The following is a 14341-nucleotide window of genomic DNA, read 5'->3' on the forward strand; positions in this document are numbered from 1 at the left end:
GCCAGCCGTCATGCGATATCCCGTGCCGCCGCCGCGCTGGTGTTGCGCAGGTGTTCCCTCGACGCCGGCGCCAGGATGTCTGCAACGGCGCGGCCGTCCAGCGGCTTGGCGAGGAACCCATCGGCGCCGGCGGCCCGGCAGCGCGCGCACTGGCCCTCGTCGAGGTTACCGATAATGTAGATAGGTGGCCGCACGCCGTCCATGCCCTCATTAATTCGGTTGATCCTAGCACAGCTTTCTTCGGTTGACGCCGACGCGGCGAGCAACAGCAGCGCGCAGTCGCGCTCATCCGACAGGGTTTCCAGCGCCTCGTCCGCGTCGGCGGCGGTCTGTACCCGCACTCCCAGGCGCTCCAGCTCGGAGGTTGCCGTCACCAGGCATTGCACGTCGCGCTCCACCAGCAAGACCCAACGCTTCTCCGCCAGGCGAGCCGGCGGCGCTGCGGCCGTCGCCGGCGCTGGCGCGGTGCTGAAGACGGGCGCCTGAAGCGGCGGCGCCACCGCGGGCTGGTCGGGCTCGAGTGCCGGGGTTGCGGAGCGCTTCTCCAGAATTTCCACGGCCTCCAGATCTTCCGGGTCCAGCGCCGTGGGCAGCCGCAGCGTGAACCGTGAGCCCTCGCCCAGACTGCTGTCCACGAGGATCTCGCCATCCAAAAGCTGTGCCAGCTCGCGGCTGATGGAGAGCCCGAGCCCGGTGCCGCCGTAGCGCCGCCGCGTGGAACCGTCCGCCTGCTGGAAGGCCTCGAAGATGATCTGCTCTTTGCCGGGCGGAATGCCGATGCCGGTATCGACCACCGCGATGGCGAGCGGACGGGCCTCGGTGCCCGGGGTCACGACGATGCTCACGCCGCCCGTGTGGGTGAATTTTGCCGCATTGGACAGGAAATTCTTCAGAATCTGGCGCAGCTTGCCGCGGTCCGTGTAGATCCGCTGCGGCGCCTCGGGGGCGATGTCCAACGCCAGCGTGAGTCCCTTCTGCTCGATGGGCGGACGCATCATCTCGGCGAGCTCGCTCAGCATGGACGCGAGCTCCACCCATTCCAGGCTCACGGTCACCGGGCCCGCTTCGATGCGCGAAATGTCCAGGATGTTATCGATCATGGTCCGCAGGTCGCGGCCGGCCTCGTTGATGACCTGGGCCTGGCGGCGCTGCTCGTGGTCGAGGCCCGATTCCTGCGCCGCGAGCATCTTGGACAACAGGAGGATGGAATTGAGCGGCGTGCGCAGCTCGTGGCTCACGTTGGCCAGGAACTCTGATTTGTAGCGGTTCGACTGCTCCAGCTCCCGGGTATGCTGCCGCTCGGTGGCGATATGCTCGGCATGATTGCGTGCCAGCGCGTTCAGCTGCCGGCCGAGCGCGCGCACTTCCTGCGGCCCGCTCCAGTCGAAGCGCTTGGGCTCACTGTCGCGCAGAATGGACTCCACGCCGCTGGTGAGCTCTTGGCCGAAGCGCTCGGCGCGGTTCGCGAGCCAGCGTGCGATGAGCAGGACCACCAGGACCAACGCCAGGATGATGGACAGCACGCGTGCCATCAAGGCATCGCGAAACTGCTCGATGGGGGATGGGTCCACCGGGCGGCCGACCCACAGGGGCACGCCCTCTTCGGTGAGGAACATGGGTACCCACAGCAGCGGCGGGCCGCTGGGATTCTTCCAGAGCGCGAGCTTGCCTTCGTCGAAGATTTGCGCAAGGCCCGGGAAGTCGTCGAAGGCTGTGGCCGCGTCACTCAGCGGCTCGCCCGGGCGCAGGTAGCTGCCGTCGTCGGTGACCCAGAGCGTCTCGCGGTAATACTGCGCCAAGCCGCCGACGTCGATGGTCATCAACAGCAGCCCCGGCGGCAGTCGGTCGTTGCCGCTGCGCTCGCCCACCGGGCTCGCCAACTGCAGGGTCATGAGCTGGCGCGGATCCTCCATGCCGGCGTAGGGATTGATGCGGATGCGGCTGACGATCACCTCGCCGGGCTTGAGCTTGATCCCGGCGTTGACGAAGCCGCGGCTCGGCGGCTCCGGCGGCAGCTGCGCGGGCTCCCATGCGTGGGCTTGGGCGTCCCGGTGCAGCCAGAAGCGCTCATTGCCACCGGCGTCCACGAACAGGATCTGGATCACGTCCAGCTGGTCGGGAAGCATTTGATTGATCCAGCCGGTGTAGCGCGCCCGTGCGCGGTCGATGTCGTCTTCGGTGCCGGTTTCGCCCAGGATCATGCCGGGCTCCGGGAGCTTGGCCAGGAGGCGGATCATCTCGTCGCGGCTCGCCAGGTGCTGATCGAGATCGCGGAAGTCGGCCCGTAGGTTCTGGAGATAGGCCTTTTGGTAAAACATCGCCGTGCGGTCCAGCACCAGCGGCAAGTTGATCAGCACGGCGACGATCAACGGCGCCAGACCGAACAGCAGCAATAGCAGCAGGATGTAGTAGCGGAGCTTCACACCGAGCCTCACGACCAAGACCAGCCGGTTACGATAACGAATAGCATCGGCAGCCTGTCATGTCGTTGTCTCGGCGCGACCGACACCGCAGCCGTCACACGAGCTGCGCAGACGTGTCCCGGCGCCGGTGCTCGGGCCGCCGGTGCGCAGTGATGGCTGCGAGAATGCCGGCCCTGGGGCTCAAAGCTCGCGCACGAGCGCCAGCACCTGCCCGGCGTGTCCCTTGGGCTTGATATCGTAGAGGGCGTGGCGAATGATGCCGGCGCGCCCGATGATGAAGGTGGAGCGCACGATGCCCATCTTCTTGACGCCGTTTTTCTCTTTCTCCCGCCACACGCCATAGGCGTCACAGACATCGCCGTCGGTGTCCGCCAGCAGCGTGACACTGAGACCGTATTTGTCGCGGAAGGCACCATGGCTGGCGCAGGTGTCGCGGCTGATGCCGACGATGTCTGCGCCTGCGGCGGTAAAGTCTTCGTGCAGGTCCGTAAACTCCAGGGCTTCCATGGTGCAGCCGGGTGTGTCGTCCTTGGGATAAAAACAAAGCACGAGGTGGCGCTCCGCCCAGAGCCGTGTGATATCGACGCGCTCCATGTCTGCGTCGGGCAGCGAGAAGGGCGGTGCCGGATCGCCGGGTTGCAGCATAGTCTACCCCTGGGTCAGCGGTGATGGGCGCCGGAAGCCGGCGTCGGCGCGCCTGCGGTCCGGCATTGGTCGGAAAGTCCGCTGGCTGATTTCGGCGCAATTTAGGCAGGCGTCAGGCGGGCGTCAACCGCAATCGCAGCGTGTCAATCGGCGTCGCCGCCGCTGCTCAGGCCGCCTGGGCCGAGATCGACACGCCGCATGCCGAAGGCCCAGGAACACCCCTGATCAATGGGCGCGGCTTTGCGTCTCGGTGGCGTTGCACGCCGCGCTTTTCGCGCGATGCAGGCAGGGCGCTTGCGCGGTGGCGCCGGCCCCGCAGACTGCTGCCGTTGTCTGCTAAGGGGTATCTGCGGTGCCCGCGCCGCCGCCGTCTTCGGGTGCCGGCGGTAGCCGCACACTGGCGATGGTGCCGCCGCCGACGCGGCTGTTCAGATGGATCTCCATATCGTTGGCGACGGCGAGCTGGCGGGCGACGGCGAGGCCGAGACCGGAGCCTCCGGTGCGGCGATTGCGTGAGCCCTCGAGGCGGTAGAACGGACGAAACACCGCCTCGCGATCCGGCTCCGGGATGCCGGCACCGCGATCGAGCACGACAATCACCGCCGCACGGTGGTCGCAGTCCAGCCGCACCTCCACCGGTGCCTGGCTGTAGCGCAGCGCATTCTCGATGAGGTTGCCGAGGATCCGCCGCAGCGCCAGCGCGTTGACGTGCTGGATGCAGCTGCGCACCGGCTGCCAGACGATGCGCGGGCGTGCCCCCACCACCTCGTCGACCAGCTTGCCGATGTCCAGGCGCTGGCGCTCGCCGGCGCCGAGCGTGCTGCCCAGTTCCACCGCCTGCGCGATTTGGGCATTCATTTCTTCGAGGTCCCGCTCCATACGCGCTTTGAGCACCGGGTCGGTTTGGCGCGGCAGCATTTCCAGCGCCAGGCGCAGGCGGGTCAGCGGCGTGCGCAGATCATGGGAGATGCCCGCCAGCAGTACGGTACGATCCGCCAGCAGCTCGCGCACCTGCTGGCTCGTCTCGTTGAACTGTCGGGCGAGGTTGGCGAGTTCGCGCGGGCCACTCTCGGGCAGCGGCTCCGGCGAACGCCCCTTTGCCACCTCTTCTGCGGCATGCGCAAGGCGGGTCAGCGGTGAGGTGATGCGTCGGGCCAGCACGGACGCCGTCACCACCAGCAGCAACAGCGCCAGCGTGGAAATGATGAACACGCCCTCCAACGGTTTGGTATTGATGCGATCCCGCGGAAAACCGGCCCAGACCCGGCCCTGCGGGGTATCCAGAACGGCCCAGAACCAGCGTTTGCCGTCGATGACGTCACTTTGCATCTGCACCTCTTGCCCGGTGCGCGCGCTGAGCGCCTGGCTGAGACGCTGCACATAGGGGAAAAAGTAATAGCGCAGGTCGGGCGGTACTTGGTCCTCGGGGCGCAGCCACAGCTGATAGTCGTTCAGGAGCTTGAGCCGATAGTCGTGCTGCATCTCCGCCGGCAGCTGCACCAGGGTGCGCGCGGAGAGCTCCATGAAGGCCGCGAGATCGGCGGTGGAGCGCTGCACCACCGGGAGCAGCGCATAGTAGACGACCGTGATGAAGGTGATGAGCGCGAAGCTGCCGAAGGTGAGCACCAGTGTCAGCAGCACCCGCGCGAACAGGGACGTTGGCAGCAGGGCGCGCAATGGCTCAGCCCTCGGCCTGGGGCGTGAAGATGTAGCCGCGGCCCCAGACGGTGCGGATGTAGATGGGCTGCTTCTTGTTCGGCTCGATCTTCGCACGCAAGCGCGCCACCTGAACGTCGATGCTGCGGTCGAAGGGGTTGCGCTCGTAACCCTTCAGCAGATCCAGTAGCCGGTCGCGATGCAGCATCTGATTGGGGTGCTCCACGAAAATCCGCAGCAGGTCGAACTCACTGCCCGTCAGCGTCACCGCCTCGCCGTCGCGGGTGAGCTGTCGGGCGGCGAGGTCGAGCCGATAGGGGCCGAAGCTCGTGGCCTCGGCGGCCGCGGTCTCGGCCGCGGGCGTGCGGCGGCGCAGCACCGCACGGATGCGCGCCAGGAGCTCGCGCGGGTTGAAAGGCTTCGCCAGGTAGTCGTCCGCGCCCACTTCGAGCCCGACGATGCGGTCGATGTCTTCGCCGCGGGCCGACAACATGATGATGGGAGTGTCGTCCTTGGTGCGCAGCCGCCGCGCCAAGGTGAGTCCGTCCTCTCCCGGCAGCATCAGATCCAGAATCAGCAGATCTGCCTGGTGTGTTTCCAGCCAGTCGAACATGGCGACACCGTCCTCGACGCCGCAGACGTCGAATCCTTCCTGGCGCAGATAATCGGTGAGCAACTCGCGCAGGGAGGCGTCGTCATCGACGACCAGTACACGGGTGCGGGCTTCAGCGGTAGACATGGCTTACGCTCGATCCGGTCCGAGTGTGCGAGGAGGTCGGGCATTACCGCAGTAAATCCATGCGGGATGACAACGAAACGTGCAAGGTTGCGCCCGGACCTTGTAACAACCTGTCACAATATTAGTATGTAATGAAACACCTTGGTAATGGCCCTCGTGGAGAATACGCAGCCATCGAGCCAAGCGCCGCCTGGGCAACCCCGGCGCCACGGCAAGCCTAGTGCAGTTGCGGGAAACGGAGGCAGTATCATGAGTTTCGACGCATTGACCATCAGCGGCGTACTGGCCGCAGTCGCGAGCGCCGGTTTCATCATCGGCGTGGTCCGCAACAATGGACGCGTGCACCCCAAAGACCGGCCGCAAGCGGACACGGACTGACCCGATCAGCCTTTCGCGGACCCGCCAAGTGGGTGCCCGCACGGCCATCCCCCCACACTGACGCGCCATCGCGCGTCCGACCGAGCGCCCAGCCGGGGTGCAATTACCCGTTGCGGCGAGCCATCGCCACCGTCTGAGCGGCTTCACGATTTCTGGGCAGCAAGCCAGTTGGCCGTCCGGCAGCACAGAGCCTGCCGTGGCGGTCTTTTTTGTCGTGGCCGCGGATCCATGCTCGCGCGATAACCGGTGGTGGCTGGGCCCGCAGCTGGCGAACATCTCGACGGCGAAGCCTTCGGGCGATCGGCATTGTCCCCTCCAGCCGCGGCGACCTGACCAGAAACACCATGGCAGGCGCCTGTGCCCTGGCGGGGGGACGGTGGTATCGGCCACGCCAGCGCGCGGCGCGGCGTTCATGCGCTCCGGGATCGCGACCCGCAGGCGGCGGGCGCCATGGTCGTCGATCAGGAACGCGCGGCAGGCAACGGATGCTTGCTTGATCGGCAACACTTTTCAAGGACCGGTCATTGGCGCATGCTGGTCTCGAGCAGGAGCGCAAGCGGCCACTGAAGGCATACACACCACCAATCGGAGCCACCATGATGCGAGTCCGCGACTACATGAGCCCCGCCCCGGTCACCATCGACGCCGGTGCCGATTATCAGCAGGCGTTCAAAATCATGGAGGAGCAGAACCTCCACCACTTGCCGGTGCTGGATGCAGCCGGCAACTGCGCGGGCTTGGTGGCGCGCCGCGACCTGCAGCTCGCCGCCCGCTGCTTCCAGGAGGCGCCCGTGGAGATCGGTGAGGTGATGCACCAACCGGTGACCACCGTCGCGCCGGACGCGGATCTTGCTACCGCGGTGGCGCGCATGATGGCAGACCACATCGGCTGTCTGCCCGTCTCCGACGACGGCGGCAGCCACTTGGTGGGCATCATCACCGAGACGGATCTCATGCGGGCATTACAAGACTTGCTGGCCGCCCGCGTCGACTGACGCGCTGCGCGACTGGGCCCACCGGACGTCGCGCAGGGCAGCCTGGCCGGCGGGACGCCCCTCGGACTTCAGGTGGTGGCGGCCGTTGGGTTGTGCCCGTGCGCGCCGGTGAGCTCACGGCTCAGCGCCGACGTCCTTGCACGCGCAGTCGCAGGGCGTTGAGGCGAATGAAGCCGGTGGCATCGCCCTGGTCGTAAGCGCCGGCATCCTCCTCGAACGTGGCGATGGACTCGTCGAACAGGCTGTTGCTGTCCGAGCGTCGGCCCACCACCAGCACGTTGCCCTTGTACAGCTTCAGGCGCACATCGCCGTTGACGACGGTCTGTGTCTGGTCGATGGCCGCCTGCAGCATCTCCCGCTCCGGGCTGTACCAGTAGCCGTTATAGATGAGCGCCGCGTAACGCGGCATCAGCTCGTCCTTCAGGTGCGCCGCCTCGCGATCCAGCGTCAGAGACTCCATGGCGCGGTGGGCCTTCAGCAGGATGGTGCCGCCGGGGGTTTCGTAGCAGCCGCGGGATTTCATGCCGACATAGCGGTTTTCGACGATGTCGGCCCGGCCGACGCCGTGCTCGCCGCCGATGCGGTTCAGCGCCGCCAGGACTTCCGCTGGGGTCATGGCCCGGCCATCGATGGCGGTGACGTCCCCGCGCGTAAAGGTGAGCGTGATCTCCCGGGGTGTGTCCGGCGCGTCCTCGGGGGCATGGGTCCAGCGCCACATGTCGGCGCCCGGCTCCACCCAGGGGTCTTCCAGGTCGTAGCCCTCGTAGGAGATGTGCAGCAGATTCGCATCCATGGAGTAGGGCGACTTGCTGCCGTCGCGCTTTTGCTCGATGACGATGCCATGGTCTGCCGCATAGCGCATGAGTTTCTCGCGGGAGAGCAGATCCCACTCCCGCCAGGGCGCCACGATTTTGATCTCCGGATTCAGGGCATAGGCCGTCAGCTCGAAGCGCACCTGGTCGTTGCCCTTGCCGGTGGCGCCGTGGCTGATGGCGTCGGCGCCGGTCTCGGCGGCGATCTCCACCAGGCGCTTGGCGATGAGCGGGCGGGCGATGGAGGTGCCGAGCAGGTACTCGCCTTCGTAGATGGCGTTGGCGCGGAACATGGGATACACGAAGTCGCGCACGAACTCCTCGCGCAGATCGTCGATGTAGATCTCCTCGATGCCGGCAGCTTTGGCCTTCGCGCGGGCGGGCTCCACCTCTTCACCCTGACCGATGTCGGCGGTGAAGGTGACCACCTCGCAGTCGTAGGCGTCTTGCAGCCACTTCAGGATCACGGAGGTGTCGAGGCCGCCCGAATAGGCGAGCACGACCTTTTTGACGGGGGTGCGGGACATGGTCTGCTCCTCAACTGCAGGCAAACTGCGAGTATACGGCAAGGGGCGAGGGACGAACTGCGCCGTCGTCCCGGGGCCGGGGGTACCGTGGCCGCTGGCGCGCGGCGTGGGCTGCCTGCGAAAAAGCGCTGCACCACGGCGTGCAAGCTGCTATCGTTGACGTCGAGGACAGTCGCTGCCGGTGTCCAGCGAGCCAGGCAACACGGCTGCAAGGTATCTGCCATTTCGACGCGACCGCCCGGTCTGCGCTGGTGCGACAGCTCCGTACAGGCCCCACCCGCTCCCCACGAGATCCGTAGCTCCCTGCCTCCTCTATCTGCCGTCGGCCGCCGCCGGGCCACCGACCGACGCCGACGCCGCCCATTGCGATCGCCGCCGTGATGCAATTACGATTGGTGTGCGACCGCATCGGACCCAGGCAGCGGCGGCTCAGTCAGCGGCCGCTATCGAACCCCGCGAGGACATATCCATGAACATCTACGTCGGCAATCTCCCCTACAGCGTCACTGAGGGGGATCTGCGCGAGACGTTTTCGCAATACGGCAAGGTTGATACGGTGAACATCATCACCGATCGCTTCAGCGGTGAATCCAAGGGCTTTGGCTTCGTGGAGATGGGTAACAACTCCGAAGCGGATGCTGCGATCAAGGCACTGAACGGCAGCGATTTCAAGGGCCGGAACATCACCGTCAATCAAGCCCGGCCAAAGAGCGATCGCCCGGCACGTGGCGGCGGTGGCGGTCGTCGCTGGTAGGCGGTCCCCGCTGCAGGACGACTCTGTCTGTGGCCCGCGCAGCTGCGGGCTCTGCCAACCCGCCCCTGCATGGCCGCAGCGGCACCGTCAGCCCCAGGCAGCGCCCTTGCGTGGGCGGTGAGTGGACGCCCCGCCCGGCAGTTTCTGTGCCCTGCCATAGACACCCGATGCGCGCGCTCGTCCCCCACCCCGCCGGAGCTGCCTGATCCTCGCCTGACTGGGCGCCGGGTGGCGTATCAGACGCGGCGTTTGCGCAGTGGGTGCGCGCTGAGCTTCGGTCGAGGTGACACCACGCGCGCCATCTCAATCTGCCCGGGCCCGTGATGCGGGGGCGGTGACACCGCTCACCCGCACCGGCCCCACACCAGCTAGCGCCGGAGTACGCCGGCCGACGGGGTTGGGTCGTGTCGAGCGTGGCCGCAAGCACGTGTCGAGACGCCGCACCTGCTTCGGTGCAGAAGTGGCGCTCCCTAGGGGATTCGAACCCCTGTTACCGGCGTGAGAGGCCGACGTCCTAACCACTAGACGAAGGGAGCGGAAGGCCGCGTAAGAATCGCGTATTATACGTAAAACTTCGGGCTGCTCAAGGATTGCTCGAGCTTGACGTCACGGTCGCCGTCGCCGCTTACGCCGGGCCTGCGGCTCGATGCGTGGCAGCCGGAGTAACGCGCCGATCGCTTCAGGCAGGACGCCCGGGCCGCATCGCCAGCACTACATCGCCAGCACCTTGGCGCCGAGCCGCATCCTGACAAACACCCGCCGCAGCCGTTCCGACCCTTGCCTGCACCAGCCGACCCAGAACCGCTGATCGTTCCGCGTGCCGAGCACAGTATCTCGCGCAGCAACATCAGCCCCAACGCCCTCAGGGTCCTCTACCGCCTGCGGGACGCCGGCCACGCCGCCTGTCTGGTGGGTGGCGGCGTGCGCGATCTGCTGCTGGGACACGAGCCGAAGGACTTCGACGTCGCCACCGACGCGACGCCCGAGGAGGTCCGCCAGGTGTTTCGCAACTGCCGGCTCATCGGCCGGCGCTTTCGCCTCGCGCATGTCTTCTTTGGCCCGGAGATCATCGAGGTTGCGACCTTTCGGGGCACTGCCATCCCCGCCGGCCGGGACGGTACCGACGACGACGTGCTGCGCACAGAAAATGGCATGATCCTGCGCGACAACGTCTATGGCAGTATTGCCGAAGACGCGCTGCGCCGGGATTTCACCGTCAATGCGCTGTACTACAACATCGCCGATTTTTCGGTGCTGGATTACGCCGGTGGACTCGCCGATCTGAAGGCGGGACGTCTGCGGCTCATCGGCGATGACATCGAGGCGCGCTACCGCGAGGACCCGGTCCGCATGCTCCGGGCGGTGCGCTTCGCCTGCAAGCTCGGCTTCATGATCGACGGCCCCTGTGAGGAGCCCCTGGCGGACCTGGCAGCTTTGCTGGCCGAGGTGCCCGCGGCGCGTCTGTTCGAAGAGGTGCTGAAGCTGTTCCATGCCGGCTACGGGCTGCATGCCTTCGAAAAGCTCCGCCATTACGGCCTGTTCGCGCAGCTCTTCCCGGCCACCGATGCCTGCCTGGCGTGTGAGGAGCAGGCCTTCCCGATGGTCTTCGTCAGCCGCGGTCTCGACAACACCGACCGCCGCGTGCTCGATGGCAAGTCCGTGGTGCCGCCCTTTTTGTTCGCGGTGCTGCTGTGGGAGCCGGTGCGGCTGCGCTACCAGGCGCTGCTCGCGGGCGGCACGCCCTGGGCGGACGCCATCGCCCTCGCCTCCCAGGAGGTGGCCTCGGCGCAGCAGCGTCATGTGGCTATCCCGAAGCGCTTCGGCATGCCCATGCGCGAAATCTGGTCCTTGCAACCGCGGCTGGAGCGGCGCCAGGGCCGTCGGCCCATGGCGCTGCTGGGCCATCCGCGCTTCCGGGCCGCCTATGACTTCCTGCTGCTACGCGCCGAGGCGGGCGAGGTGGACCCGGAGCTCGCCGAGTGGTGGACCCGGTTCCAGGATGCCAATGCCGGTGATCGGGCGAAGATGACCACCGGCGGCAAGAAGCGCCGCCCGCGCCGGCGCAAACCGAAGAAGGCCACGACGGATGGCGCCGGCGGGGCATCGGGCGGCGGTGAGCATGTCGCCGGCATGCATGGCCGCGCCGCCGGAGACGACGGCGATGGCTGACCCGACGGCCTGCGGCCTGCTGCCCCGCCCGGAGGTGGTCTATCTGGGGCTCGGCGCCAACCTCGACGGCCCGCGCGAGCACGTCGAGCGGGCTGCGGGCGCACTCGCGGCGCTGCCGGCGAGCCGGCTGGAAGGTCTTTCGCGCCTGTACCGGACCGCGCCCGTGGGGCCGGCGGAGCAGCCGGATTACATCAATGCCGCGGCCCGGGTCGTGACCCGGCTGCCGCCGCGGGCCCTGCTGAGCGCGTTGCAGGATATCGAGCGCGCCCATGGCCGGGTGCGCGACGGCACCCGCTGGGGGCCGCGCACGCTGGACCTGGACATGCTGGTCTTCGGGGGGCGCCATGTGGCCTGGCCCGGCCTCGTGCTGCCGCATCCGCAGATCCGCCGGCGCGCCTTCGTGCTCGTGCCCCTCGCCGACGTGGCGCCCGCCGATCTCGCCATCCCCGGCCAGGGCCGGTTGGACGTGTTGCTCGCGGCGGTGCCGAAGGACGGCGTCGCGCCGCTGGCGCGCATCGCCCTGTCGCTGCCCGCCGGTGTGCTCACGCAGGACAGGGCCACCAACGCCCCCGACCATGACAAGCCGTCGCGGGCTGCCCTATCCTGAAAGGGCTGTGGCTTCGCGCGGGCGCTGGGGCAGGGGGCTGACCGGTCTCCGACCCGACGTCGCCGGGTCGCAGATTCGACCATTGTTCCAACCCGACAGAGCCCGATTATGCCCGCCGAGCGGATCACCAGCACGACCCTGGCGACGATGAAGCGCCGTGGTGAGGCCATTGCCTGCCTGACCTGTTACGACGCCGCCTTCGCGGGCCTGCTCGAGAGCGCCGGGCTCGAGGTATTGTTGGTGGGCGACTCCCTGGGGATGGTGCTCCAGGGGCAGGCGTCGACGGTGGCGGTGAAGCTGGAGCACATGGTCTACCACACCGCCTGTGTCAGTCGTGCGGCGAGACGGGCGCTGGTGATCGCCGATATGCCCTTCCTCAGCTATGCCAGCGCAGAGCGCGCGCTCACCGCCGCCGAGCAGCTCATGGGCGCCGGCGGTGCGGCCATGGTCAAGCTGGAGGGCGGCGCCGAGCTGGCCGAGACGGTGACACGGCTGACGCGCTTCGGTGTGCCTGTCTGTGGCCACCTGGGCTTGCTGCCGCAGTCGGTGCACCGGCTGGGTGGTTACCGCTATCAGGGGCGGGACGACGCCGGCGCCGCGCGTATTCGCGCCGACGCGCTGGCATTGCAGGACGCCGGCGCATCCCTGCTGGTGCTCGAATGCGTGCCGGCGGCGCTGGCGCAGGCGCTGGCAGCCGAACTGGAACTGCCGGTGATCGGCATCGGCGCCGGCAATGGCTGTGACGGCCAGGTACTGGTGCTGCACGATATGCTGGGGCTGCTGCCCGGGCGCGCACCGACGTTCAGCAAGGATTTTGCCGCGGCATACGGTGACATCGCCGCTGCCCTGGCGGGCTATGTGGCCGAGGTTAAGGAGCGCAGCTTTCCGGGCGCCGCACAGACCCGGTACTGACGCCGAAGCGGATACGGATGGTCCGGCGGCAGCGTCGCCCGCCCCGAACCGAGCGCGCCTCCTTGCCTTTCAGGTCCAACGCCATGCAGACAGTGCACGACATCGCCGCCTTGCGTGACAGTCTCGACGCATGGCGCGCCGCCGGTCTCGGCATTGCGCTGGTGCCCACCATGGGTAATCTGCACGCCGGCCATCTTGCGCTGGTGGCGGCGGCCCGGGCACGCGTGGATCGGGTGGTGGCCACCGTGTTCGTGAATCCGTTGCAATTCGGCCCCGGCGAGGATCTCGACAGCTATCCGCGGACGCTGGGGGCCGACGCCCGCCACCTCGCCGCCGCCGGCTGCCATCTGCTGTTCGCGCCGTCCGAGGCGGTCATGTATCCCCGTGGTCGTGATGGACACACGGCGGTGGATGTGCCGGGGCTGTCCGCAGTCCTTTGTGGTGCGAGTCGCCCAGGCCATTTTCGCGGTGTTACGACGGTTGTGGCCAAGCTGTTCGGCCTGGTGCAGCCGGACCTTGCCGTGTTCGGACAAAAGGACTATCAACAGCTGATGCTCATTCGCCGCATGGCGGCGGATCTGAGCATGGACGTTGAGATTCTCGGCGTGCCCACGGTGCGCGAGCCAGATGGCCTCGCCATGAGCTCGCGCAATGGCTATCTGAGCCCCGCCGAGCGTGCCCGGGCGCCGGCGCTGTTCCGCACGCTTCGGGACTTGGCCGCCGCGGTGGCCGCCGGTGCGCCGCCGGCGCGCGCCGAGCACGATGCGACACAGGCCCTGAGCGCCTTAGGCTTCGGGCCCGACTATGTGCGTGTGCGGCGGCGGACGGACCTGGCAAGCCCAGCGCCTGAGGACGGCGCACTCGTTGTGCTGGCGGCGGCCTACCTGGGCCGGGCGCGGCTCATCGACAACCTGGAATTCGATCGCCAAACGGGCACGGCCGATTGAAGCCCGTCCCAAGCCTCCACTTGGGGCTCGGCGCGGGTGGGGCTTGGCGCTGGGCCGTTGCCGTCGCAGCGGGCCTGAGCGCAGATCAAGGAAAGCCCGGATTCCACTTGCGACTTCGGGGGATGCGTTGCGACAATAGCAGCCATATTGCACCGCAGCATAACGGCGTTGCCACAATCCCACTGGCCTGCCGCAGGCGTGCACACAGACCATCAACCCGCACAGAACCACAGCATCACATCCGGGCCGCGGATGCGCTTCCGCGAACCCAGAGGAGGAATCCGGGCCATGCAACTCACGCTGCTGAAATGCAAGCTGCACCGCGCCTGCGTCACGCATGCCGAGCTGGACTATGAGGGCTCCTGCGCCATCGATGAGGAACTCATGCGCCGCGCGGGTATCCGCGAGTACGAGCAGCTGCACATCTACAACGTCACCAACGGCGAGCGCTTCACCACCTACGCCATTCGGGCAGAGGCCGGCTCGAAGATCATCTCCATCAACGGCGCCGCCGCCCACAAGGCGCGCCCCGCCGATCGTGTCATCATTTGCTGCTACGCCGGTATGAGCGAGCAGGAGGCCGCAGGCTTCAAGCCGACGCTGGTCTACTGCAACGAGCGCAACGAGATCACCGGCAGCGGGGATGCGATCCCGGCGCAGGCGGCCTGAGCGGCCCCACCAAAGAAGTGCGCCAAAGCGGGCTGTCAGAGCAGAGGCCCTCCGCCAGAGACTCTCTCGATGCCCATTCCGGCCCATCGACGCGGCCCGGCTCGATGT

General features: G+C 67.5%; 13 protein-coding genes and 1 tRNA gene. 8 read left to right on the forward strand and 6 right to left on the reverse strand.

Annotated elements, in window-relative coordinates; all coding sequences use genetic code 11:
- Nucleotides 1–8: 8 nt before the first annotated feature.
- The 4 genes from QZ588_RS04190 to QZ588_RS04205 form a co-directional block, all read right to left on the reverse strand.
- A complete protein-coding gene (locus QZ588_RS04190; protein ID WP_295540244.1) occupies nucleotides 9–2423 on the reverse strand; it encodes an ATP-binding protein in 2415 nt (804 codons plus the stop codon).
- Nucleotides 2424–2603: 180 nt separating this feature from the next.
- Complete coding sequence (locus QZ588_RS04195; protein WP_295540245.1) at nucleotides 2604–3068, reverse strand: peroxiredoxin; 465 nt, start codon at nucleotides 3066–3068, stop codon at nucleotides 2604–2606.
- A 336-nt stretch (nucleotides 3069–3404) separates the two neighbouring features.
- Complete coding sequence (locus tag QZ588_RS04200) at nucleotides 3405–4745, reverse strand: ATP-binding protein (RefSeq protein WP_295540246.1); 1341 nt, start codon at nucleotides 4743–4745, stop codon at nucleotides 3405–3407.
- A 4-nt stretch (nucleotides 4746–4749) separates the two neighbouring features.
- The gene (locus QZ588_RS04205; RefSeq protein WP_295540248.1) at nucleotides 4750–5463 is read right to left on the reverse strand and encodes a response regulator; all 714 of its coding nucleotides are present in this window, start codon (nucleotides 5461–5463) and stop codon (nucleotides 4750–4752) included.
- Nucleotides 5464–5712: 249 nt separating this feature from the next.
- Here QZ588_RS04205 and QZ588_RS04210 point away from each other — a divergent pair, with 249 nt between their 5' ends.
- Nucleotides 5713–5841 (forward strand): hypothetical protein, encoded by a 129-nt coding sequence (locus QZ588_RS04210; RefSeq protein WP_295540249.1) that lies wholly within the window; start codon nucleotides 5713–5715, stop codon nucleotides 5839–5841.
- A gap of 596 nt (nucleotides 5842–6437) precedes the next feature.
- Nucleotides 6438–6836 (forward strand): CBS domain-containing protein, encoded by a 399-nt coding sequence (locus QZ588_RS04215; RefSeq protein WP_295540251.1) that lies wholly within the window; start codon nucleotides 6438–6440, stop codon nucleotides 6834–6836.
- Between the two features lie 121 nt (nucleotides 6837–6957).
- On the opposite strand, the gene QZ588_RS04220 is transcribed toward QZ588_RS04215, so the two are convergent.
- Nucleotides 6958–8175: an argininosuccinate synthase gene (locus tag QZ588_RS04220; protein WP_295540253.1), complete on the reverse strand. Its 1218-nt coding sequence runs from the start codon at nucleotides 8173–8175 to the stop codon at nucleotides 6958–6960.
- A gap of 469 nt (nucleotides 8176–8644) precedes the next feature.
- Here QZ588_RS04220 and QZ588_RS04225 point away from each other — a divergent pair, with 469 nt between their 5' ends.
- Complete coding sequence (locus QZ588_RS04225) at nucleotides 8645–8929, forward strand: RNA-binding protein (RefSeq protein WP_295540255.1); 285 nt, start codon at nucleotides 8645–8647, stop codon at nucleotides 8927–8929.
- 461 nt (nucleotides 8930–9390) lie between these two features.
- On the opposite strand, the gene QZ588_RS04230 is transcribed toward QZ588_RS04225, so the two are convergent.
- A tRNA-Glu gene (locus tag QZ588_RS04230) sits at nucleotides 9391–9465 on the reverse strand.
- Nucleotides 9466–9706: 241 nt separating this feature from the next.
- On the opposite strand from QZ588_RS04230, the gene pcnB reads away from it, so the two are divergent.
- From pcnB to panD, 5 genes are all read left to right on the forward strand, one after another.
- Nucleotides 9707–11098 (forward strand): polynucleotide adenylyltransferase PcnB, encoded by a 1392-nt coding sequence (gene pcnB, locus QZ588_RS04235; protein WP_295540256.1) that lies wholly within the window; start codon nucleotides 9707–9709, stop codon nucleotides 11096–11098.
- A complete protein-coding gene (folK, locus tag QZ588_RS04240; RefSeq protein ID WP_295540257.1) occupies nucleotides 11091–11705 on the forward strand; it encodes a 2-amino-4-hydroxy-6-hydroxymethyldihydropteridine diphosphokinase in 615 nt (204 codons plus the stop codon). Before pcnB ends, folK begins: the two co-directional genes overlap by 8 nt.
- A 108-nt stretch (nucleotides 11706–11813) precedes the next feature.
- Nucleotides 11814–12617: a 3-methyl-2-oxobutanoate hydroxymethyltransferase gene (panB, locus tag QZ588_RS04245; protein WP_295540259.1), complete on the forward strand. Its 804-nt coding sequence runs from the start codon at nucleotides 11814–11816 to the stop codon at nucleotides 12615–12617.
- An 83-nt stretch (nucleotides 12618–12700) separates the two neighbouring features.
- Nucleotides 12701–13564 (forward strand): pantoate--beta-alanine ligase, encoded by an 864-nt coding sequence (gene panC, locus QZ588_RS04250; RefSeq protein ID WP_295540260.1) that lies wholly within the window; start codon nucleotides 12701–12703, stop codon nucleotides 13562–13564.
- Nucleotides 13565–13852: 288 nt separating this feature from the next.
- On the forward strand, nucleotides 13853–14233 hold the full coding sequence (gene panD / locus QZ588_RS04255; protein WP_295540261.1) for an aspartate 1-decarboxylase: 381 nt from the start codon (nucleotides 13853–13855) through the stop codon (nucleotides 14231–14233).
- Nucleotides 14234–14341: the final 108 nt, after the last annotated feature.

It is taken from the genome of uncultured Thiohalocapsa sp. (assembly GCF_913062725.1).
Lineage (GTDB): Bacteria > Pseudomonadota > Gammaproteobacteria > Chromatiales > Chromatiaceae > Thiohalocapsa.